Genomic DNA, 19,810 nt, shown 5'->3' with positions numbered 1-19,810 from the left:
AACGGGCGATTAGTTCCCGCGCCAAGAGGACTCATTTTCCGATGCCCGTGCGGCATATGGTGCTCGGCGCCGGAGGTGACGGTGGCACTTGATTACGTGATCTGTGCTTCGCTGGGCCCACTTGATTACGACGTGTGGACGTCGTCCTTTGAGCGAACGGTAGCGGTATCCTGCAACGGTCCGGTTGCGAGTGCGTTTCCAGAGTAGAAAATCAGACGCGAGGACATGATGCGATGAAGATGAGCTGGAGCCGATTCGTTGCGATGATCGCCGTTTCGACGACCGTGATGTTCCCGCTCATGTACCAGCTCATCTATGTTCCCGATCACGCAACCTTCAGCCCGACCCGATTGGTCTCGTCGATCGTCATGGGCAGCGCCATGACGGTTATCATGCTCAGCTTCATGTGGAAGATGTATGAGGGCCAAAAGACAAAGATCGCGGTGCTGGTCGGCGCGGTCGTGGTTGGAGCCGTCGCCCTGGGGATCAATAGAGAGCAAGCGCTCATTGGAGACGTGGATTTCATGAAGTCGATGATCCCGCACCATTCTATCGCTATCAACAACGCCCGGAAAGCTGCTATCCGCGATCCACGCGTGCGCAAGCTGGCGGATGGCATCATCAGAGCCCAGGTGAAGGAAATCGCCGAGATGAAGCTTTTGATCGCCAATATTGAGGAAAATGGCGCACGCGGTAACATCCCCTTGCCGCCCCGCACCACCGAGATAACGCAGGACATGCACCCGGAAATCGAGGCTGCGCTCAAGTGAGCCTGCGAAGAGCCTGTTGCTAGGTCCTGCTAGCGCTGGTTTGATGGACATTTTGGATGAAGCTGGGCATTGGGATCGACCGCTTCGTAAAAAGCGGCGAAACTTTTTTTGCAAATCCACGACGGCGCGGAGAGCGACACGCGCGAAACCGCGCGATCGTCTCCGGCGTGTGGTCGGATATGGGCGCCCCTCCCGACGAAGGAGGAGCGCGATGTAAGGTTATTGCGGCGAATTGCCCGCTCCTGCCGCTCCTCGGCCGGAAGCGGAGCCGCTGCCCGAAGCGTTTCCGTTAAGCGAAGGCGACGGCATGCGGCCTGTCGAATTACCGGCCAGCGATCCCGCGCCCGAAAGAGCGCCCTGGCCGGAGCCCTGGGTCTCGCGGCTGGTCTGTCCCGCTGCCGTCGCGGCGCCATTCGCGCTACCCTGAGCCATTCCCGAAGCTTGTCCCGCAAGAGCGCCGACCGCATCGGTTCCCACGCCTTGAGCGCCGACGCTGGCGCTCTTGTTCACCGACTGACTGCCGGAAGCCGAACCGCTGCCCGCAAGCGAATTACCCAGAACGTTCCCCGACGTCGCGCCATTCACCGCGCCGGTCACCGTACCGGCGAGGCCAGCGTCGGCTTTGGCTGAGCCGGACTTGGTATCGACCGACTTGCTCGCCGTGGCGCTGCCGGAGCCGGTCACCGAGCCGGTGACGCTCTGCGTGGCAGATCCGACGGATCCCAAAGTGCCACCGAGCGAACCGGCTCCGCCCAACGTGCCGTTAAGCGTTCCGCCCACGGTTCCGCCGAGACCACCTCCTCCCAGGAGCTGGGCCTGGGCAGGGGATGCCGCGGCCAAGGCGGCCAGGATTAGCGTGTTGGCAATGATCAGCTTCTTCATGTCGTCGCTCCTCAGAATCGGAAGCTTCCGATGCTTCCTTCATTGAAGCAAACGATGCCTTTGGATGCTTTCATCCAGACGCCCGAAAATTTTTGATATCGCGCGGGCAGGCGCAAATTTCTCTATTGCTTGGCCCCAACCTCGCGGGGCGCAACACGGCACGTTCCACACACCACGCCTCTGCCGACTCTGCCGCGACCGCTCACCGCCTCACGCGAAACCGTTTCGATCGCGGATCCGCCGCCACCGGCGATAACAAGTCGCGCCGTGACCAACGGCGCCGCGAACGAAGTGCCGCGAACCGTGGCGTAGCCGCTTCCCGGCAGGGCGGCCGCCATGTCCGCGCCGGGGGCGGCAAAATCGAGATGAAGCGCCTTGCCGGCCTCAGGGAGCGCGCGGTTGCGGGCATCGACGCCTGTAACCGCTATCACACCTGGATAGGATGCCGGAAAGGATGGCGGCGCTGCCGGGCCGTCATTGCCGACCGGGGCGACGACCAATATGCCGCGCGCCCGTGCCGCCGTGACGGCACGCTCGAGCAGGGGATTGGCGGGCCCTATCAGGCTTATGTTGATCACGCGAACGCCGCGCGCCGACAGCCACCCTAGCGCGCGAGCGATGGTAAGGGCAGAACCCTCAGTGGGGTCGCCCCCATAGACATCGGCCACCAGCAGGGAAACGCCCCGGGCCGCGCCCTGGAAACGACCATCGGAACCGACGATCAGCGATGCGACGGCAGTGCCGTGACCGCTCGGTCTGGGACCCTGCGCGGCAAACCCGCGCTGCTCAATCGATGCATTTCTTAGCGAAGGATGGGCCGAAACCCCGCCGTCGATCATGCCAACTGCCGCTTGACTTCGGGGAGGCGTCGCCGCCGCGGCAGACCCGCCCAGCGCAAGCGGTGCCATACCGGCCGGTTCAAAGACGTGGTCGTAGTCGGACACAGTCTGGGGCGCAATCCGGCGCAGTCGCGCCAGGCCTTCACGCGTGTCATCACCGGCGGGAGGAGCAAGGGTTACCACGTGCAGCTCGAGACCCTCGATGCGTTCGTCGCGCAGAATGCGGAAGCCGGCGCCGCGTGCGCGCGTCATTGCCTCTGGCGAGGGGGCGATGGCGATAATTTCGCCCCTGCGGACGGGATTGCCGTCGCGATCCGCATCGAGAACGCGGCGGTGATCGCGGATCAGTCCGCGAAGGCGCGCGCGGCGCAGATCGAGCAGGCCTGCGGTGTCCGCGGTCGCCGTGCCGGCAATATCGTCGAGACGGTCGATCACTGGCGCGACAATTGGAGTATTGCCCGGCGAACCGAGAACGCCTCCGACCACCTGACCCGGAACGCCGCCCAGAGAGGGGAGCAATTGCGCGTTGGCTGAGGACGCTGCAAGAAGGGCCGCACTGCAGGTTATGATGGTGCGCAGGCTGAGGCGGATCACGGCTATTCCTTCTTTATTGTGTCTCGGGGGATTAAACGTGCGGACTATGTCGTTTCATCCGCATGAACACGGGAAAACCATTTGAGCGAATTCGAGAAGGGGTTGGAGGCTCTCCTGCCGCGCCTGCGGCGGTTCGCGCATGGCCTGACGGCCAACCGCGCCGATGCCGACGATCTGACCCAGGTGACGGTCGAGCGCGCGCTGCGCGCCAGGATGCAATGGCAGGAAGGCACCCGGCTCGACGCATGGCTCTACCGTATCATGCGCAATTGCTGGATCGACACGGTCCGAGCGCGATCGCGGACCGGCAAGGTTCTGGCCCCCGAGGAAGCAGGCGAGCATGTCGGGCACGACCCGACCGCGCAGATGGATGCCAGGATCGACCTCGAGCGGCTGATGCAGGCCATGGAAAAGCTGCCGGCCGAGCAGCGCGAGGTTGTCGCGCTGGTGCTGGTCGAAGGATTTGGCTATCGCGAGACGGCCGAACTGCTCGATCTGCCGATAGGAACCGTATCCAGTCGTCTGGTCCGTGGTCGCACGGCGCTTCTCGCTCTGGTCAGGGAGGTTTGAACCAATGACCGATGAAGAGGCCATCTTCGCTTATATCGATGGAGAGCTCGATGGCGAGGAGTGCGTCCGGATCGAAGGCATGATCGAGGCGGATCCAGCGCTGCAGGCGATGGTTGCCGAGCATCGCGCCTTGGCGGGCCGACTGCAGAGCGGGTTTTCGACTATCCTGGAAGCGCCGATCCCCGCCGCCCTTCTGGCGCCACCGTCGGGGGGAGCGGAGGTCAGTTCGCTAGCGGCAGCGCGTACCCGCCGCGAACAACGCCGGGCTGCCTGGAATATGTCCCACTGGGGAGCGATGGCCGCCACCCTCGTCGCGGGTGTGATCGGCGGCGCCATTTTCACGGGCGGCCGCGAAGGGCCGGTAGTCGAACAAGGCCGGAAGCTGGTCGCTTCGGGCCGACTGGAGCACGCGCTGGATACGCAACTGGCCAGCACGCAAGGCGCCAACGCGCCGGTGCGGATTGCGCTGACCTTCAAGAATCACGGCGGTGCGATCTGCCGGTCCTTTACCGGCGAAGCCGCTCAAGGCGTGGCCTGTCGTGAGGGAAAGGCTTGGCAACTGCAAGGCCGGCTGGCGCCAGAGAATGGCCGCACCGGTGACTATCGCATGGCGGCGAGCTCCGGAACCGCAGAGCTCGTTGACAGGCTCATCGCTGGAGACGCGTTCGATCAGGCACAAGAACGGGCCGCACTGGCTGCAAAATGGGCACCGCCGAAGGCGCGCTGAGCTTTTTTGCCATGGGCTGCGACCGAGTGCTCCAGTCGCATGTGCCGAGGGGAATAGATAGCGAGATCAGTGGTGATCGCGGAGCAATCCGACCGAGAGGACGCCCGTCGCTATCCGCACTGGCGAAGGAGCGTTTTGCTCTATAGTCTTGTGGGCGGAGGCCTATGTCCGTTCTGACGCGAAACAATGTCAAGCTGGGTGGCGCCGGGAGCCGCGCGATGATTTTCGCGCACGGGTTCGGCTGCGATCAGCACATGTGGCGCCATGTCGCTTCCGCATTCGAGCAGGGCTTTCGCACGATATTGTTCGACCATGTCGGCGCCGGTGGCTCCGATCTGGCGGCCTATGATCGTCGCAAATATGATACGCTTGCAGGTTATGCCGACGATGTGATCGAGATTGGCCAGGCGCTCGGCCTGAATCAAGCCGTGTTCGTCGGTCATTCTGTCAGCGCGATGATTGGCGTCCTCGCCTCCCTGAAAGCGCCCGACCTGTTCGAGAGTTTGGTCATGGTCGGTCCCTCACCGCGCTATATTGACGACGATGGCTATGTCGGCGGGTTCGCTGCGGATCAGATCGAGGAAATGCTCGGCTTCCTCGTCGAGAATCATCTTGGCTGGTCGGCCCAGATGGCGCCCGTCATCATGGGCAATGCGGACCGGCCCGAACTGGGGGACGAACTGACCAACAGCTTCTGCAGAACCGATCCCGATATCGCCAAGCATTTTGCGCGCGTAACATTCATGTCCGACAACCGGTCGGACCTGCCGCACGTGGCGGTCCGCACGCTGATACTCCAGTGCAGTGAGGATATCATAGCGCCACCTGAGGTCGGACAATATGTGCGGGATCGAATTCCCGGTAGTGAGCTAGTGATGCTCGATGCCACGGGCCATTGTCCTAACCTCAGCGCGCCTGAAGAGGTCGTTGCCGCGATCAAAGCATTTGTCTGATCCGGGCAAAGATGTTCCGAGCGACCTGCCGATCGAGGATCTGGAGGATTTGTACGAGAACGCGCCGTGCGGCTACCTGTCGGTCGCTCCCAATGGCCGGATCGTGAAGGCCAATCGGACGCTGGGGGCCTGGACCGGCTTTGATGGCGCGGAGTTGGTCGGCAAACACTTCTACGACCTTTTGAACATCGCCGGGCGAATTTTCTACGAGACCCATCTCGCACCGCTGCTGCGAATGCAGGGGTTCGTCAACGAGGTCGCCCTGGACGTCACGGCCAAGGATGGCCGCAAGATCCCAGTATTGGCTAACGCCGCGGAAAAGCGCCGTAATGATGGCCGGCTGCTGTTCACTCGTCTGACCGTATTCCCTGCGAATGATCGTCGCCGATATGAGCGCGATCTGCTTTCGGCACGCGATACCGCTAACGAAACGATACGAACCGAACGAGAAACCTCCGAATTGCGGGAGCAGTTCATCGCGGTGCTGGGCCATGATCTCCGCAATCCGCTGGCGTCCATCGCCAGTGGGGTGAGGATGCTGGAACCGGAGACGCTCAGCGAGCGGGGTCGCCGCATACTCGGGCTGATGCAGGGCAGTGTGGTTCGCGCCTCTTCACTTATCGACGATGTCCTCGATTTCGCGCGCGGCCGACTCGGGAACGGTATCGCTCTTTCTCTCCAACGTGATGACGCACTGCAGTCGCTTCTTGAACAGGTAGTCGCCGAACTGCGGTCGGTAACGCCCCATCGAGCTATCGAGGCCGATATAGCAATCGAGCAGACGGTGACGTGCGATTCGGTTCGCATCGGACAGCTGCTTTCGAACCTGCTGGGCAATGCAATCACCCATGGATCCGCGGATCAGCCTGTTCGTGTCGAAGCGCATTCCGATAGTGACAGGCTCGCAATCGCGGTGAGCAATGGCGGCGCTGCCATTCCGCCGCATACTATGGAGCGCCTTTTTCAGCCATTCTTCCGTGGCGAAGTCCGCGGCAGCCAGAATGGGCTCGGTCTAGGTCTGTTCATCGCTTCACAAATCGCCAAGGCCCATGGCGGCGATTTGTCAGTGACTTCGACAATTAAGGAAACCCGGTTTACCTTTTCCATGCCAGCATCCGCAGCGGTGTGAGACTGCTTCCGTTCAACGAATGATTGAGCTTTTGAAGGTGGTCTCACTAAGGGCAACAGAGGAGTACGAGCAGCCTCGGAAGCGTCACCACCATGATCGCCACGAGCGACACTCCGGTGCGGGTGTAATCTGCAAACCGGTAATTACCGGCAGACATGATCAGCATGTTGGTCTGCTGAGCGACCAGCGTCGCACAAAGGTACCAGCCGAACAGGACGGCCAGGACCAGAGGTCGACCTGGATAGCCAGCTGGCGGCCAAGGCTTAGCGCGATTGGCGTACCAACAGCGGCGGCCGTTGTGTTCTACGCAAGATTGGTGAGCACCGTTACGAACAGCATCACGGCGGCCAGCACGCAAGCAAGCGGCAGGAACTGCAGTCCCGGCGTAATGAGCTCGCTCAGCCACGTTGCCTCGAGCTCTCCGGAACTATGAGGCCGATCGCGATGCTGGCTGCAACCGACATGACGAACTTCGCCGAATGCGGACGGCCAATCCGATCGAAGTGGAGGTAACCGGTGACCACCGATTGCGATCGCCCCACCGAGCGCGGAGATCGCGATCGGTACGAGCCCGGTGTTCGAGGGTACCACCGCGCCCGTCATGATCGCCAGCAAGCGACGCCTTGGACGTACGGGGCAGTTCCGTGGGCGCCTTCAAGGGCCAGGATAATCTCGGCCAACGACATGCGTTCAATGCTGCCCAGAGCGCCTGCAAGGAGCAAGATGTCGAGCGCCGCTTGTCTAAGCGGCGCTAATTCGTTCCCTAGGCGGCGGCCTGCAACACGCGACCGATCAAGACAGTAGCGTCATGGACCGCACTCCGATGGTCGCCGCGATGCCTGCTACCAATCTGGGACCTCGCATCTCCGCGCGGCATTCCGGACAACCTAGAGAGGCGCATGCTTGCGCGATTTTGCGCGGACGATCGGCAGTGTCTGGTCGATGCTGTTGAAAAAGTCGGTCTTGCACTCGCGGCGAGCGTCTGATTCAGCATCTGGATGCTGAAGGATGCCAAGCGATGAGGCGAATACGGCGGTGCGCCAGGCGGAGGTCACCGCAGCCCAGCGGATGATCGAGCAGGCGGCAGACCGCCATGGCCTATGGCCGCGCAAGCTGATCGGCGACACCGGCTACGGCTCTGCCGGCGTGCTCGCCTGGCTCGTGCACGAGCGTGGCATTGAGCCGCACGTGCCCGTCTTCGACAAGTCTGCCAGGAGCGATGGCGCTTTCGAGCGCAGCGACTTCACGCTCGATTACGAGGATGACAGCTACACCTGCCCGGCCGGCAAGCGCCTGCGTCCACGCAACCGCAACTTTGCCTCGCCACGAAGAGGCCGACAAGGACGGCTTCATCCGCTACCGAGCCCGCAGCAGGACTGCAGCGGTTGCGCTCGCAAGCCGCGATGCACACCCATCCAGCCGTCTCGCAAGTTGACCCGGTCGATCCACGAAGGCGCACGCGATCTGGCTCGGACCCTATCGCAAGAAGACGCATGGGTCGCCTCGCGCCGCGAGCGCTAGAAGGTCGAGATGCTGTTTGCTCACCTGAAGCGGATTATGCGGCTCGACCGGCTGCGATTACGCGGACCAAACGGTGCCCGGGATGGATTCCACCTCGCTGCCGCCACCAAAACCTGCGCAAGCTCGTCAAGATCAGCCTCGCCGGGCAGCCGGCGATGACATGAGGTCCGGCATCTGCGCTGGTCCGCTTCAATCAGCAACAATCGCATCGACCAAAAAGCGACTTTTCAACGGCATCGGTCGTAAGCTGATGCACGGTCGTGGTCTAAAAGTCGCCCGCGAATTCACAGACGCATATCGAGATAATACAGTTATCACATGTCCGTATTTGACCTTTCTTTATAAGGTGAGGTACAGCTGTGCCCATGGAGCACGCCGCCCCGATCGATAAAGACGCCCTGACAGCGGGGGAAACGGCGCTAGCGCCGATGGCGTCGGCCGACGATCTGTCGTGGGCGGTTGTCAAGATGCGCGCCGGTGAGCGCATCGTCGTCAACGAGGCGCTGATCGCGGCATACCAGGCTGCCTCGTCACCGCACAGCATCCGCGCGCTCAAGTCTGACCTCGAGGCGTTCGACCTCTGGTGCCGTCGCCACAATCGGATATCGCTGCCGGCAACTCCGGAGACCGTGGCAGACTATCTCGATGCGCGCGCTGCGAAAGGAAGCAGGCCGGCCTCGCTCGGCCGCTACAAAGCATCGATCGCCAAGATCCACCTGCTGCTGGATCTGAAGGATCCGACGTCGGCCTCTCTGGTGAAGTTGCGGTTGCAGGTGATCCGTCGGCGGCTTGGCACAGCGCAGAAGCAGGCGCGGCCGCTGCGGTTCAAGGGGCCGGTAAGGAATGTCGAGCGCGACAAACCCCGCGGGCTGAATGTTCGGGCGTTGCTGGAAAGCTGCGCGGAGGATTTGCCTGGCCTGCGCGATCGAGCATTGCTCTCGGCCGGCTATGACACCGGGCTGCGTGCCTCGGAGCTGGTGGCGATTGAGGTCGAGCATATCATCGAGGCGATTGATCCCGATGCGCGGCTGCTCAGCATCCCACGCAGCAAGGGTGATCAGGAAGGGGAGGGGGCGACTGCTTATCTCAGCCCCCGAACCGTTCGGGCCATCGCGGCTTGGCTCGACGCCGCTGGTATCGAAACGGGGGCGGTGTTTCGGCGCGTGAACGTGCGACGATACAAGGCGAAGCCAGCAGTGCGCGGGCGGTCGATCGATAGCATCTCCGGGCGCGAAACATGGGACCTGCGTAAGACGTTGCCGAAGCGGGCCGTGCCGGCGCGGATCGAATTTGATGTGGGGCAGGGGGCGCTCCATCCCGCGTCGGTCGGGCCGATCTATCGCTCCATGATCCAGCGGGCATTCGATTGCGGCGCGCTGGCGGATTTGACGACGGACGACTTTGCCCGGCTGCTCAAGGGGATCAGCGCGCATTCGACGCGAGTAGGGCTCAATCAGGACCTTTTCACAAGCGGCGAAGACCTGGCCGGCATTATGGACGCGCTACGCTGGAAGTCGCCACGGATGCCGCTTGCCTATAATCGCAACTTAGCGGCGGAGCAGGGTGCGGCAGGGCGTCTGATGGCAAAACTACGTTGATACCTCTGAAAACGGTGAACAGCGTGATTGAGTGTGGATAAGCGTCAAAGCGGTACGGGAACCTCAAGCGGCCTGTTCCGCGGTCTTCCCGCCACGCGAACATTTCTTGAAGTTGGCAGGATCCTCAATGGCACTGCTGAACGCTGTAGCCGTTACGTCACCGACGCCTGGGATCGACATGAGAAGTCGGCATGCGTGGCTCTGCCTCGCATCAGTAAGGATCTTAAGTCCAAGCTTTGCAGCTCAAACTCGGACGCCGCGCCACGCCTCAGCCCCATCGACTTCAAACGGGAAGCTGGTGTAGCTTGAATGCGCTTATCTTGGTTTCCGCCAGACCGGCTGCAGTTCAGTATGCTATCTCGCCGGCGCAGACGGGCGGCATAGGGCAGGCCATAATGAAAGGGACGGTTAACCGCGCGGACGATTATAGAAAGGCGCGCAGCGCCGCGATAAACCGGTCGAACTGGTCGTGGTGTAACCAGTGACCGGCATTGTCGAACGTCTGGACAGACGCGTTATGAAATCGCGTGGCAAAGCCGGTTTCCAGGGGGTTTTCTGCCCAGCTGTCTTGGCCCCAGCACAGCAGGATCGGACAGGTGATGTTCCCCCACAGGGCGTGGAGTTCCGCCGGGCTGATATCGACTGGCGGGCCGGGCCGCATGTAATCGTCGAACTTCCAGCTAAAGCTGCCGTCCTCGTTGCGGGCGACGCCATGGATGGTCAGGTGCCGCGCCTGTGCCTCGGTCAAATGCGGATTTTCTCCTTGCATGCGGGCCAGTGCCTCTTCGACCGAGGCGTAGCGGCGTGGTTGCCGGGTAGCGAGGCTGCGCCGCTCTTCGATCCAGTCGCGCCACAGCGTACCGAAAGATTTTTCGACGCCCATGCCGCTCGTGGCTGAGGGCAGTCCAACGCCTTCGATCGCCACCAGCTTGCGCACCCGTTCTGGGTACAGCCCTGCATAGCGCAGCGATATCGCGCCACCCAGCGAATGGGCGACGATCGTAACCGGTGCCTCATCCTGCTGGTGGATCAGTTGCGCCAGGTCGCAGATGAAATAGGGGATGGTATAGGCCCCGTCGGGGGACCAGGCGCTGTCGCCATGACCGCGCAGGTCCGGACAGATGACGTGCCAGTCTTCGCGCAATGCAAGTGCCACCTGATCCCAGCTTCGCGCGTGGTCCCGACCGCCGTGGATCAGGATCAGCGTCGGCGCCTGCGCATTGCCCCAATCCAGATAGTTCAGGCGCAGCCGTTGTGATACGAAGCTGCGCGACGTGGGACCAAGAGGTTCCGGGAAGGGCATGGCGGTGTTCCTGAAAATTCAGTGGTGCAGAATGACGGTTTCGGAAAGCGGTGCCCGCCCGGTGACAGCGGCGGTCGATGGATGATCGTCGTCGGGGTATCCGAAGCTGAGACCAAAAAGGCATATTAGATCGTCCGGCACGCCCAGCACCTGTTTGACTACGCCGGCATAGTGGCTGATCGCCCCTTGCGCGCATGACCCTAACCCATGCGCTGTCAGGGCAAGCATCAGCGTCTGAGCATACATGCCGACATCGGCGGCCTCGCGCAGACCGAAATAGCGCGGCATGAAGAAAAAGGCGGCATGCGGCGCATCGAACAACTGGAAGTTGCGCAGGAAAGAGGCCTGCCGCGCCGCGCTATCATCGCGGCCGATGCCGGTCGCTTCGAACAGCGCCACGGCGGCCCCGATCCGTCGCGCCTTATACTGGTCGACATAGTGGGACGTCAGCGGCACGTCGGGATCGAGCTGTCCGGCCTGCGCTTGCGTGATGAGCGTCGCGCTGATGCGCTTGAGCGTTTCGCCGGATACGACATGCGTTATCCAGGGCTGCGCATTGCAGTTGGACGGCGCCTGACCGGCCACCGTGAACAGTCGCTCGATCAAGGCCGGGTCGAGCGGGGTCGGCAGGAAGGCCCGGACAGACCGGCGGTCCGCGACGATCCCGTCATAGATGTCGGCACGGCTAACGGCCGCGAGCGTGTCAACGACGTCGTTCATAACATCTCCGGAATTTTCCAACCAATCGCATTCGCACATTTCTGCGCCAACGCCCGGTGCCGGGCAAGACAGTGGGGATCGCGCGGGAGGGTTACGATCCGTTCGCGCCCAGCGGACGTAAAACTATCTTTTGTGTGGACCCCGGCTTGCCGCCGAGGCCGTCCCCGCACGATCAGGAATCAGGAGAAGCGGTGCTTCAAGTATAAGGTCCTCGGTGAACATCTAGCAAATCAGCCCGCTGCCATTTGCCTTGCTCTCTCTAATCATGTGTTTGGCAGCGCATGGCGGCGTAGGCGATCCACCGCAAACACGCACGCTGCGCAAAGCAGCAGCGGAACGCAGTAGGCACCGAACAGAAGCGGCAGTGACGCGTTCGCGGCGATCAGATAGCCGCCGAGCATTGGCCCGATAATGGCCCCGCTGCGGCCGACACCGATCGCCCATCCCAGGCCCGTAGCCCGACGATCGGCAGGATAGACCGATGCAGCCAATGGCCATATGCCGTTATATCCGCCCTGCAGAAACACCCCGATCAGAAACGCCACCAGCAAGGTCGTCGGCGCACTCATCGTCATCGAACCGAACACCAGCATAGCAACGCCTGCTATGACCAACATCGTCGGGACGAGCCGCCCCAGCGGCACCCGGACCGCCAAAACGCTCATTGCCATCGTGCCGACGAACGCGCCGAAATTATAGAGCGCGCCGGCATAGATGCCGTTCGTTTCGGACAGCCCGGCCTGTATGGCCAGCTTGGGAATCCAGCTGACGATGAAGTAGAGTACCATCAGCCCGAAGAAAGCTGCGCCCCATAGCGTAATTGTCCGGGCACGGTAATTTGGCGACAAGAGCGCGCCAATGCGAATAGCATCTACGCGGCCCGTCAGAGCCGCAGGAGCCGAAGAGCGGGGCAGGATCAGCAACGCGATCGGGATCAGGATCAGGGTCACCAGCCCGGCGCCGAACAGCATCGCCGCCCATCCGTAAACCGGCAATAGTTGCGCTACGATCAGCCCCGTGAATACCGCCGCAAAGGGATAGCCAGCCTGCACTACGCCCACCGCGAGGTTGCGGTGTTGTTCAGGCGCACTTTCGGCGGCCAGGGCGGCCATTGTTGCTAACACCGTACCGATGCCGGCACCGACCACCACACGCAGGGCAAACAACTGCGACACGCTTTGAGCAAGGCCGCTTGCGAGCATGCCGACGCTCATCAGGACCAGAGCGGCGAGGATGAGCTTGCGCCGCCCCAGGCGGTCTGCGGTCGGGGCGATCAACATCCCGCCAATCGCCATGCCGAGCAGGCCCGCGCTGAACAGATTGCCCATTACATTGGCGCCGATCCCCCAATCCTGCTGAAGTCGGGGAGCGATGAACGACAGGATCGTCACATCTACCCCATCGGCCATGTTGATCGCGAAGCACAACGCAACTGTTGCCAACCCCTGCCGCGTCCAAGACTTGGGTGTCGATCCCGCAGGTGCTTCGGTTAACTTGGCAATGGCCATAGATTAGGTCGCTTTCGTAACGGGCCTGCAAGGAAAGGCAGGATTGGCGAACAGGGGACATCTTCAAAAAGCCTCTTTCGCCATTCTGCGGCTAGTGGTAGCAACATATCAGGGCTCCTTCAATATGTCGGGGCTGAAAGGGTTGTGCAAGCGGTCATGAAAACATCGATTGCGACGGTTTCGATAAGCGGCGCGCTTGATGCCAAGCTGCATGCGATTGCAGCAGCTGGCTTTGGCGGCGTTGAAATTTTTGAGAACGATTTGCTATCAAGTCACCTGTCATCTCGCCAGATCGGTGCGTTGATGGGCAATCTTGGCCTTGCCTGCACAATGTTCCAACCGTTTCGCGATTTGGAGGGCCTGCCAGATCCGCTCCGCCAGCGCGCATTCGACCGGCTTGAACGCAAGTTTGATGTCATGGCCGAACTGGACACTGACCTGCTGCTTGCGTGCTCAAGTTGCTCGCCCGAGGCTGGCGGCGATCGCCAACGCCTGATCGCCGACTTGCACGAAGCGGGCGAGCGTGCCGCCCGGCGTGGTCTCCGTATCGGTTATGAGGCGCTCGCCTGGGGCCGACATGTCAACGACCATCGCGACGCATGGGGTCTGGTTCGCGATGCCGATCATCCCGGGCTGGGTCTGGTCCTCGACAGCTTCCATTCGCTCGCGCGGGCTATCCCTTCGTCGAGCATCCGAGACATTCGCCCCGAGAAATTGTTCCTTGTTCAGGTCGCCGACGCACCTTTGCTCGACATGGACCCCCTTCAATGGAGCCGTCACTTCCGCTGCATGCCCGGTCAGGGCGACTTGCCGCTTGACGACTGGGCAGATGCCATTCGCCATATCGGCTACGATGGCTGGTGGAGCCTTGAGATTTTTAACGACCGTTTCCGCGCCGGGTCAGCGAGCAGTGTTGCGCTCGACGGCTATCGGTCGCTTCAGTTGATCGAAAGCGGAGTGGCGCGGCCTGCAGTCCCTGCCACGCACACATCGCCACGGGTCCGACCGTCGACCGTAGAGTTCGTGGAGTTCGCTGTCAGCCACGAAGAAGCTGAGGCTTTGGGCACCATGCTGCGCCCATTGGGCTTCCGCCCGACTGCACGCCACCGCTGCAAGGACGTAACCCGTTGGAGCCAAGGCAGCATCAATCTGGTGGTCAATTGCGAACCCGAAGGCCTCGGCCATAGCTTTGCCATCGTCCATGGTGCCTCGGTCTGCGCGATCGGGCTGGCGGTTGTTGATTCGGCTGCGGCACTCGCTCGGGCAGATACGCTCCGGATCCCGCGCTTCGCGCATGCGGCTGCCCCTGATGAATGGCCGATGCCCAGTGTGCGCGGGATGGGCGGCAGTCTAATCTACTTCGTCGATGAAGGCAGCCGTGACGCGATGTGGACGCACGAGTTTCCGCATCCTCTGGAACCGTCTTTGACAGCGCCATTGCTGACCGGGATCGACCACATCGCCCATACCATGCAGTATGAGGAGTTTCTCAGCTGGCTCCTGTTCTACGTCGCGTTGCTCGACGTACGGAAGACCCCGCAGCTGGAGATTGCCGATCCGATGGGGCTGGTCCAGAGCCAGGCGGTCGAAACCGCCGACGCCAACGTGTGCTTCACCCTCAATGGGTCGCTTGCCGCGCAATCGCTGTCGTCACGGTTCGTCCAGAATTACTTCGGGGCAGGGGTCCAGCACCTCGCCTTTGCAACGTCCGACATTTTTGCAGCGGCTGAGGCCGCCACCGCAGCAGGCCTGTCTCGGCTTGAGATACCGGCAAACTATTATGAAGACGTCGCGGCGCGTTTCGGGCTGGATCAAGAGCTGATTGATCGGCTCTCGCGCGGCAATATCCTTTATGACCGAGCTAGGGACGCGGACGGCGTCGAGACGGAGTATTTCCAGTTCTACAGCCGTGCGTTCGCCAGCCGCGTGTTCTTCGAAGTCGTCGAACGTCGTGGCTATCATGGCTACGGTGCGGCGAATGCGCCGATCCGGCTCGCGGCCCAGGCGCGCCATAAAGACAAATATGTTGATTGAGAGGAATGTCATGAAGCTCGCATCCGCGCTTGCCGCCGTTATCGCCGCGCTGTCCGTTTCAGCGAGCGCGGCGCCATCGCGAGACTTTGCAGTTGCCGCCGCGCCGGTGCCCGAAGACAATTTTCCGGCACAGCCAGTGATGTTTCCGGGCGGGGTCAAGGCATGGCACGATGTCGTCTATCAACAGGTGGAGGGGTTTACCCCGCAGATTGTCGATATCTACGTCCCGGAGGGCAAAGGACCGCACCCGCTGGTTCTTTATATACACGGCGGACGATGGGCGGTGGGGCATACCCGCCATCTGGCGGCGTTCCAGAATTTTCCCGCGGTGTTGGCGTCGCTTGCCGCCGAGGGATTCACCGTGGCTAGCCTAGAATATCGCTTGTCGGGCGAAGCCAGATTCCCCGCCCAGCTTCAGGATGCGAAGGCGGCCCTGCGCTTTCTCGGCAAGCATGCGGTGGAATACAAGATCGATCCCAAGCGGGTCGGCGTCCTGGGCGCTTCGGCGGGTGGACAACTGGCTGCGCTGACTGCCTTGACATGCCACGATACGGGGCTTGATCCTGCTGCTGCCGACGACGTGTGTCCAACCGCTGCGGCGATCTGGTACGGGGCGTTCGACTACGCCGGGGTGACCGTTTCTCCAGCGGGCAAAGCTGGTGCGACCCTGTTGCTCGGCTGCGACGGCGTCTGTTCCGCCGAGCGCATTCGAACGGCGAGCCCGATCACATATATGGATGCGAAGGATCCTCCATTCCTGCTCATCCACGGTGAAAGCGACAAGCTGATATCGGTCCAGCAGTCGCGCGAAGGCGAAGCTGCGCTGCGCAAGGCCGGGGTGCCGGTCGAAGCGATCTATGTTCCCGGGGTCGATCACAGCTTTATTGGAGCCAATCCAGCGGCAACCCGCGAGGCAAACCTCAAGGCGATCAACGCGACTTTTGATTTCTTCCACGCCAAGCTTGGCGTGCCGGGGAAATAGGGTTGATTTTACTATTGATTTGGAAGGTAGAGCGATGCTCGCTGGTTTGATTGGCCATGGAATAGGCGCGTCTCTGAGTCCGAAGATCCATGAAGCCGAAGCCAAGAATTGCGGGTTCGATCTTGAGTACCGGCTCTACGACCTTCCGGTCGACGCCTCCAAACAAGACCTTAGTCGGCTTCTCGCGGAGATCGAGGGCTATGGTACTCTCGGCGTCAACGTCACGCATCCCTTTAAGCGGACCATCATGGAGTTCCTTGATGAGGTATCGCAAGATGCTCAGGCGATCGGGGCCGTTAACACCATTGCGTTCCGCAACGGGCGACGCATCGGTTACAACACCGATTGGTCGGGTTTCCTCGATAGTCTGCGCCGCGATCTACCGGGGGTCGACACCACGTGCGTATCGCAGGTTGGGGCAGGGGGTGCCGGTTCGGCAACGGCTTTCGGTCTGCTGCAAGGAGGGGTGCGTACCCTCTACATCAACGATGTGAACGCCAAACTGGCTGGGCAACTCGTCGCTCAACTGCAACGGCTTTTTCCGGATCGGATTATCGAACCGGTCTCGGATGCCAACACCATGCTGGCGAATGTGAGCGGCATTGTTCAGGCGACGCCGGTCGGGATGACCGGGCATGAGGGGATGCCTATTTCTCCCGACTTCCTCAAGCCCGAGCATTGGCTGATCGACATTATCTATCACCCCCGGGAAACGCTCCTTCTGCGGGAGGCCAGGGAACGAGGCTGCCAGACCATGAACGGGCTTGGCATGGTGGTTGCGCAAGCCGCTTTGGCCTTTGAGATCATTACCGGCCACGTGCCCGACGTCGATCGTATGAGGTCCCATCTTCGCTCCATCGCTTAGCACTGCCGCTCAGAACAGGTCCTTGGATTGCGGATGGATGGGTCACTCTGGTCCCGTTCGACAGAAGGTCCGAATGGCAATGACAGGAAACAGATATGAAACCCGCCAAAGCGATCTTGGCTTTACCCATTCTCGGCTGCGTCGGCCTTATGACCGTCGCGCTGACGGCGTCATCTGGCCAGGCACAACCTGATGAAGTGGCTCCCACAGTCGTCCATGCCATGCAGCCGATCGGAACGGACCCGGTGTCCACCCGCTCCGGCAGGATTGCTGGCACAAGCCTGCCGAGCGGCATCCGTACTTACCTCGGTATTCCTTTCGCTGCGCCGCCAGTGGGCGCGCGGCGATGGGCCGCGCCTCAGCCGGCCTCATGGACAGGCATCGTCAATGCCGACCGCCCCGGCCCTGAGTGCATTCAGGTGCTTCGGCGTCATGACATCAATCATTATTTCGGCGAGGAGCCGACCTCGGAAGACTGCCTGTACATGAACATCTGGGCGCCAAAGGCCAAGCCCAGCGCCAAATTGCCCGTCGTCGTGTTCATTTATGGCGGGGCCTTCACCATCGGCTCCTCCGGCATGCCCAATTACGGTGGTGAAGCGATGGCGCAACGCGGTGCGGTGTTCGTCAATTTCAACTATCGCGTAGGCGCTTTCGGCTTCCTTGCGCATCCGGAGCTTAGCCGCGAGCAGGGCGGGCATTCTGGAAATTATGCTTTGATGGATCAGATCGCCGCGCTGCGATGGGTTCGCGATAATATCGCCGCTTTCGGTGGCGATCCCGATCAGGTCACGATCATCGGCCAGTCAGCGGGTGGCATGTCCGTCGCATCCCTCATTTTCTCGCCGGAGGCCAAGGGGCTGTTTCGCAGCGCCGCGATATCAAGCTGGTGCATCTATCGTGACCCAATGCCCACGCTGAGCGACGCAGAGGCGATCGGCCTTGCGGCCCAAAGGCGCCTTAAGGCGCCATCGCTGGCCGCCATGCGCGATCTGCCTGCCGACCAGATACTTGCCATCCAGAGTGAAAATCAGGTCGGGGCTCAAGCGGATGGCATCCGCATCGGCGGTCCAATCGCCGATGGTTACATCCTGCCGGACCAGAAACCTGCTCTGCTCGCGGCGGGGAAGATCAATCGCGTTCCGATCATCACCAGCTCGAACACGGATGATCTCGATATTGTGATGAGCCCGTTCGGGAAGGTGAAGACACTCGACCAATATCGGGCGGCAGCGACGGCTGTTTATGGAGACAAGGCAGCGGAATTTCTCAAGCGATTTCCCGCATCAACCGATGCGCAGGCCCGCGAAAAGGCGCGGCATGTCGCGCATTTGGCGGGGTTCGAGCTTGCATCGCGGCAATGCGCGGTCGATCAGGCGAAGGTCGGTCAGAAAACATATATTGCGCAGTTTTCCCGCAAGCATCCTTACACAGCGGGCGTTCGGTTTGCGGATCATGATCCGATGACGATCGGAGCCTACCACACGGGTGATGTGCCTTACTGGTTCGGCACGTTCGATGTCTATAATGCGCGCCGCCAGACGCGTGATTGGACGCCCTATGACCGTAAGCTTTCCGAGACGATGATGGATCATCTGATCGCCTTTGCCCGAGACGGAGCGCCGGGCGGCGGCTGGCAGGCATGGACAGCACGCAACCAGACCGAGCGCAGCTTCGGCGACAGAATCGCGCAACAACGCCTGGAAAGCGAAAATCTGGACTGGCTCGAAGCCAATCGCGTGCCGGCGGCAGCCCGTCGGCCCCGTGCGACGTCACCCCGCGACTGAGAACATCTGTATCATGGTGGCCAGGGCAAATAGATCGAAAGCATAGCCGACCTGACAAACGGCTATGCCCCCGCCATCGCGCTACGCCATCGCGCTATGCAGCGACATGCCCCCCGTCGACTGCCAGAGCATGACCGGTCACATAAGACGCCGCATCGGAGCAGAGCCATATTGCGGCCTCGGCGATTTCCTCAGGGGCGGCTCTACGGCCCATGGGTATTCCAGCCATCGCCTTGTCGTCCCCGCCACGCCGCTCTCTCGCCATGGCTGTCATGGCCGTATCGGTGGCGCCTGGACAGACTGCGTTTATCCTGATGCCCTGCTTGGCATATTGAAGCGCCGCGGCTTTCGTCATTCCAACCACGGCATGCTTGCTCGCCACATAGGCAACAGCGCCAGGTATCCCCACCAGGCCCGCACTTGATGCCGTGTTTACAATGGCGCCGTATCCCGCCGCCTGCATCACGCGCAGCTCATGCTTCATACACCGCATGACACCAGCCGCGTTAATGTCCATTAAAGTGCTGAAGTGCTCGACATCCCATTCCGCCTCACGCGTAGGGAGCACGATTCCGGCATTGTTGAACCCATAGTCCAGCTTGCCCTGTTCGCGTACAATTCTGTCGATCAGGTCGGCGACGTCCTGTTCGGAACGGACATCAAGCGTGACCGGAATTATCAGTGGAGAAGGCTCGTCCGTCTCCAATTCGGCAAGTATGTCCGCTGCATAGACGATAGCGCCCCGTGCAGCAAAAGCACTGGCGGTCGCAAGGCCGATCCCCCGGGCGGCGCCTGTGCATAAAACAACTTTTCCGGCCATGGATGAATTTACAGTCATATTCACTCTCCAAGATGATCCGCAATCGCACGAATGCAGGCCCATCGCCATATATCAGGACACCTGATACCATTTTGCTTTTTGCCGTCAACATCGTATGAATTTATCCCTTGTTTTCAGTAACTATAAACACCCGCATGAAGGTTCTTAGGTCATTCAATCTGCCTGTTACGGATTGACTGACGCTCTT

18 protein-coding genes and 2 pseudogenes are annotated in these 19,810 nt (G+C 61.4%); 12 read left to right on the top strand and 8 right to left on the bottom strand.

Features of this window, described 5'->3' with window-relative positions; translation table 11 throughout:
- The first annotated feature begins 233 nt into the window (after window positions 1–233).
- A complete protein-coding gene (locus IWY39_RS20045; RefSeq protein WP_107126205.1) occupies window positions 234–770 on the top strand; it encodes a DUF305 domain-containing protein in 537 nt (178 codons plus the stop codon).
- Between the two features lie 219 nt (window positions 771–989).
- Here IWY39_RS20045 and IWY39_RS20040 read toward each other — a convergent pair whose 3' ends face one another.
- Window positions 990–1,652 carry a hypothetical protein gene (locus IWY39_RS20040; RefSeq protein ID WP_181316850.1) on the bottom strand — a complete coding sequence of 221 codons (663 nt, stop codon included), beginning with the start codon at window positions 1,650–1,652 and terminating at the stop codon, window positions 990–992.
- A gap of 122 nt (window positions 1,653–1,774) precedes the next feature.
- Window positions 1,775–2,674 carry a S8 family serine peptidase gene (locus tag IWY39_RS24165; protein WP_331274489.1) on the bottom strand — a complete coding sequence of 300 codons (900 nt, stop codon included), beginning with the start codon at window positions 2,672–2,674 and terminating at the stop codon, window positions 1,775–1,777.
- Between IWY39_RS24165 and IWY39_RS24160 the strand changes: the two genes are divergently transcribed.
- From IWY39_RS24160 to IWY39_RS20015, 5 genes are all read left to right on the top strand, one after another.
- A complete protein-coding gene (locus IWY39_RS24160) occupies window positions 2,675–3,025 on the top strand; it encodes a hypothetical protein (RefSeq protein ID WP_229380781.1) in 351 nt (116 codons plus the stop codon).
- 141 nt (window positions 3,026–3,166) lie between these two features.
- Window positions 3,167–3,655: an RNA polymerase sigma factor gene (locus tag IWY39_RS20030; protein WP_107126206.1), complete on the top strand. Its 489-nt coding sequence runs from the start codon at window positions 3,167–3,169 to the stop codon at window positions 3,653–3,655.
- A 4-nt stretch (window positions 3,656–3,659) separates the two neighbouring features.
- Window positions 3,660–4,382, top strand: a complete 723-nt coding sequence (locus IWY39_RS20025; protein WP_107126207.1) for an anti-sigma factor family protein — start codon at window positions 3,660–3,662, stop codon at window positions 4,380–4,382.
- A gap of 218 nt (window positions 4,383–4,600) precedes the next feature.
- The gene (locus tag IWY39_RS20020) at window positions 4,601–5,335 is read left to right on the top strand and encodes an alpha/beta fold hydrolase (RefSeq protein ID WP_196871694.1); all 735 of its coding nucleotides are present in this window, start codon (window positions 4,601–4,603) and stop codon (window positions 5,333–5,335) included.
- Window positions 5,328–6,464: a PAS domain-containing sensor histidine kinase gene (locus IWY39_RS20015; protein WP_229380782.1), complete on the top strand. Its 1,137-nt coding sequence runs from the start codon at window positions 5,328–5,330 to the stop codon at window positions 6,462–6,464. The genes IWY39_RS20020 and IWY39_RS20015 overlap by 8 nt, the downstream gene beginning before the upstream one ends.
- Window positions 6,465–6,767: 303 nt before the next feature.
- On the opposite strand, the gene IWY39_RS20010 is transcribed toward IWY39_RS20015, so the two are convergent.
- Window positions 6,768–7,079 (bottom strand): hypothetical protein, encoded by a 312-nt coding sequence (locus IWY39_RS20010; protein ID WP_145169831.1) that lies wholly within the window; start codon window positions 7,077–7,079, stop codon window positions 6,768–6,770.
- A 405-nt stretch (window positions 7,080–7,484) separates the two neighbouring features.
- On the opposite strand from IWY39_RS20010, the pseudogene IWY39_RS20005 reads away from it, so the two are divergent.
- Window positions 7,485–8,149, top strand: a pseudogene (locus IWY39_RS20005) (transposase); the annotation flags it as partial.
- 264 nt (window positions 8,150–8,413) lie between these two features.
- Complete coding sequence (locus IWY39_RS20000) at window positions 8,414–9,583, top strand: tyrosine-type recombinase/integrase (RefSeq protein ID WP_229380785.1); 1,170 nt, start codon at window positions 8,414–8,416, stop codon at window positions 9,581–9,583.
- A 105-nt stretch (window positions 9,584–9,688) separates the two neighbouring features.
- Here the strand turns inward: IWY39_RS20000 and IWY39_RS19995 are convergent.
- From IWY39_RS19995 to IWY39_RS19980, 4 genes and pseudogenes are all read right to left on the bottom strand, one after another.
- Window positions 9,689–9,853, bottom strand: a pseudogene (locus IWY39_RS19995) (transposase); the annotation flags it as partial.
- Between the two features lie 154 nt (window positions 9,854–10,007).
- Entirely contained in the window at window positions 10,008–10,886 is an 879-nt protein-coding gene (locus IWY39_RS19990; RefSeq protein ID WP_107126211.1) for an alpha/beta fold hydrolase, read from the bottom strand.
- Window positions 10,887–10,904: 18 nt separating this feature from the next.
- The gene (locus IWY39_RS19985; protein ID WP_107126212.1) at window positions 10,905–11,606 is read right to left on the bottom strand and encodes a nitroreductase; all 702 of its coding nucleotides are present in this window, start codon (window positions 11,604–11,606) and stop codon (window positions 10,905–10,907) included.
- Window positions 11,607–11,869: 263 nt separating this feature from the next.
- The gene (locus IWY39_RS19980; RefSeq protein WP_107126213.1) at window positions 11,870–13,114 is read right to left on the bottom strand and encodes an MFS transporter; all 1,245 of its coding nucleotides are present in this window, start codon (window positions 13,112–13,114) and stop codon (window positions 11,870–11,872) included.
- 156 nt (window positions 13,115–13,270) lie between these two features.
- Between IWY39_RS19980 and IWY39_RS19975 the strand changes: the two genes are divergently transcribed.
- The 4 genes from IWY39_RS19975 (at window position 13,271) to IWY39_RS19960 (ending at window position 18,782) form a co-directional block, all read left to right on the top strand.
- Window positions 13,271–15,148: a bifunctional sugar phosphate isomerase/epimerase/4-hydroxyphenylpyruvate dioxygenase family protein gene (locus IWY39_RS19975; protein ID WP_107126214.1), complete on the top strand. Its 1,878-nt coding sequence runs from the start codon at window positions 13,271–13,273 to the stop codon at window positions 15,146–15,148.
- Between the two features lie 10 nt (window positions 15,149–15,158).
- Entirely contained in the window at window positions 15,159–16,130 is a 972-nt protein-coding gene (locus tag IWY39_RS19970; protein WP_107126215.1) for an alpha/beta hydrolase, read from the top strand.
- Between the two features lie 34 nt (window positions 16,131–16,164).
- Window positions 16,165–16,995 (top strand): shikimate dehydrogenase, encoded by an 831-nt coding sequence (aroE, locus tag IWY39_RS19965; RefSeq protein WP_107126216.1) that lies wholly within the window; start codon window positions 16,165–16,167, stop codon window positions 16,993–16,995.
- Between the two features lie 95 nt (window positions 16,996–17,090).
- The gene (locus tag IWY39_RS19960) at window positions 17,091–18,782 is read left to right on the top strand and encodes a carboxylesterase/lipase family protein (protein ID WP_107126217.1); all 1,692 of its coding nucleotides are present in this window, start codon (window positions 17,091–17,093) and stop codon (window positions 18,780–18,782) included.
- A gap of 94 nt (window positions 18,783–18,876) precedes the next feature.
- On the opposite strand, the gene IWY39_RS19955 is transcribed toward IWY39_RS19960, so the two are convergent.
- Complete coding sequence (locus IWY39_RS19955) at window positions 18,877–19,671, bottom strand: SDR family NAD(P)-dependent oxidoreductase (RefSeq protein WP_231377803.1); 795 nt, start codon at window positions 19,669–19,671, stop codon at window positions 18,877–18,879.
- Window positions 19,672–19,810: the final 139 nt, after the last annotated feature.

This window comes from Sphingobium sp. JAI105 (genome assembly GCF_015752145.1).
GTDB lineage: Bacteria > Pseudomonadota > Alphaproteobacteria > Sphingomonadales > Sphingomonadaceae > Sphingobium > Sphingobium xenophagum.
This window is presented reverse-complemented; position numbering and strand designations above follow the sequence as displayed.

Bases quoted from the DNA above. Each gene is read 5' to 3' on its own strand.
- IWY39_RS20045 (WP_107126205.1), top strand. From the start codon at position 234: ATGAAGATGAGCTGGAGCCGATTCGTTGCGATGATCGCCGTTTCGACG.
- IWY39_RS20040 (WP_181316850.1), bottom strand. From the start codon at position 1,652: ATGAAGAAGCTGATCATTGCCAACACGCTAATCCTGGCCGCCTTGGCC.
- IWY39_RS20025 (WP_107126207.1), top strand. From the start codon at position 3,660: ATGACCGATGAAGAGGCCATCTTCGCTTATATCGATGGAGAGCTCGAT.
- IWY39_RS20020 (WP_196871694.1), top strand. From the start codon at position 4,601: ATGATTTTCGCGCACGGGTTCGGCTGCGATCAGCACATGTGGCGCCAT.
- IWY39_RS20000 (WP_229380785.1), top strand. From the start codon at position 8,414: ATGGCGTCGGCCGACGATCTGTCGTGGGCGGTTGTCAAGATGCGCGCC.
- IWY39_RS19990 (WP_107126211.1), bottom strand. From the start codon at position 10,886: ATGCCCTTCCCGGAACCTCTTGGTCCCACGTCGCGCAGCTTCGTATCA.
- IWY39_RS19985 (WP_107126212.1), bottom strand. From the start codon at position 11,606: ATGAACGACGTCGTTGACACGCTCGCGGCCGTTAGCCGTGCCGACATC.
- IWY39_RS19980 (WP_107126213.1), bottom strand. From the start codon at position 13,114: ATGGCCATTGCCAAGTTAACCGAAGCACCTGCGGGATCGACACCCAAG.
- IWY39_RS19975 (WP_107126214.1), top strand. From the start codon at position 13,271: ATGAAAACATCGATTGCGACGGTTTCGATAAGCGGCGCGCTTGATGCC.
- IWY39_RS19970 (WP_107126215.1), top strand. From the start codon at position 15,159: ATGAAGCTCGCATCCGCGCTTGCCGCCGTTATCGCCGCGCTGTCCGTT.
- aroE (WP_107126216.1), top strand. From the start codon at position 16,165: ATGCTCGCTGGTTTGATTGGCCATGGAATAGGCGCGTCTCTGAGTCCG.
- IWY39_RS19960 (WP_107126217.1), top strand. From the start codon at position 17,091: ATGAAACCCGCCAAAGCGATCTTGGCTTTACCCATTCTCGGCTGCGTC.
- IWY39_RS19955 (WP_231377803.1), bottom strand. From the start codon at position 19,671: ATGGCGATGGGCCTGCATTCGTGCGATTGCGGATCATCTTGGAGAGTG.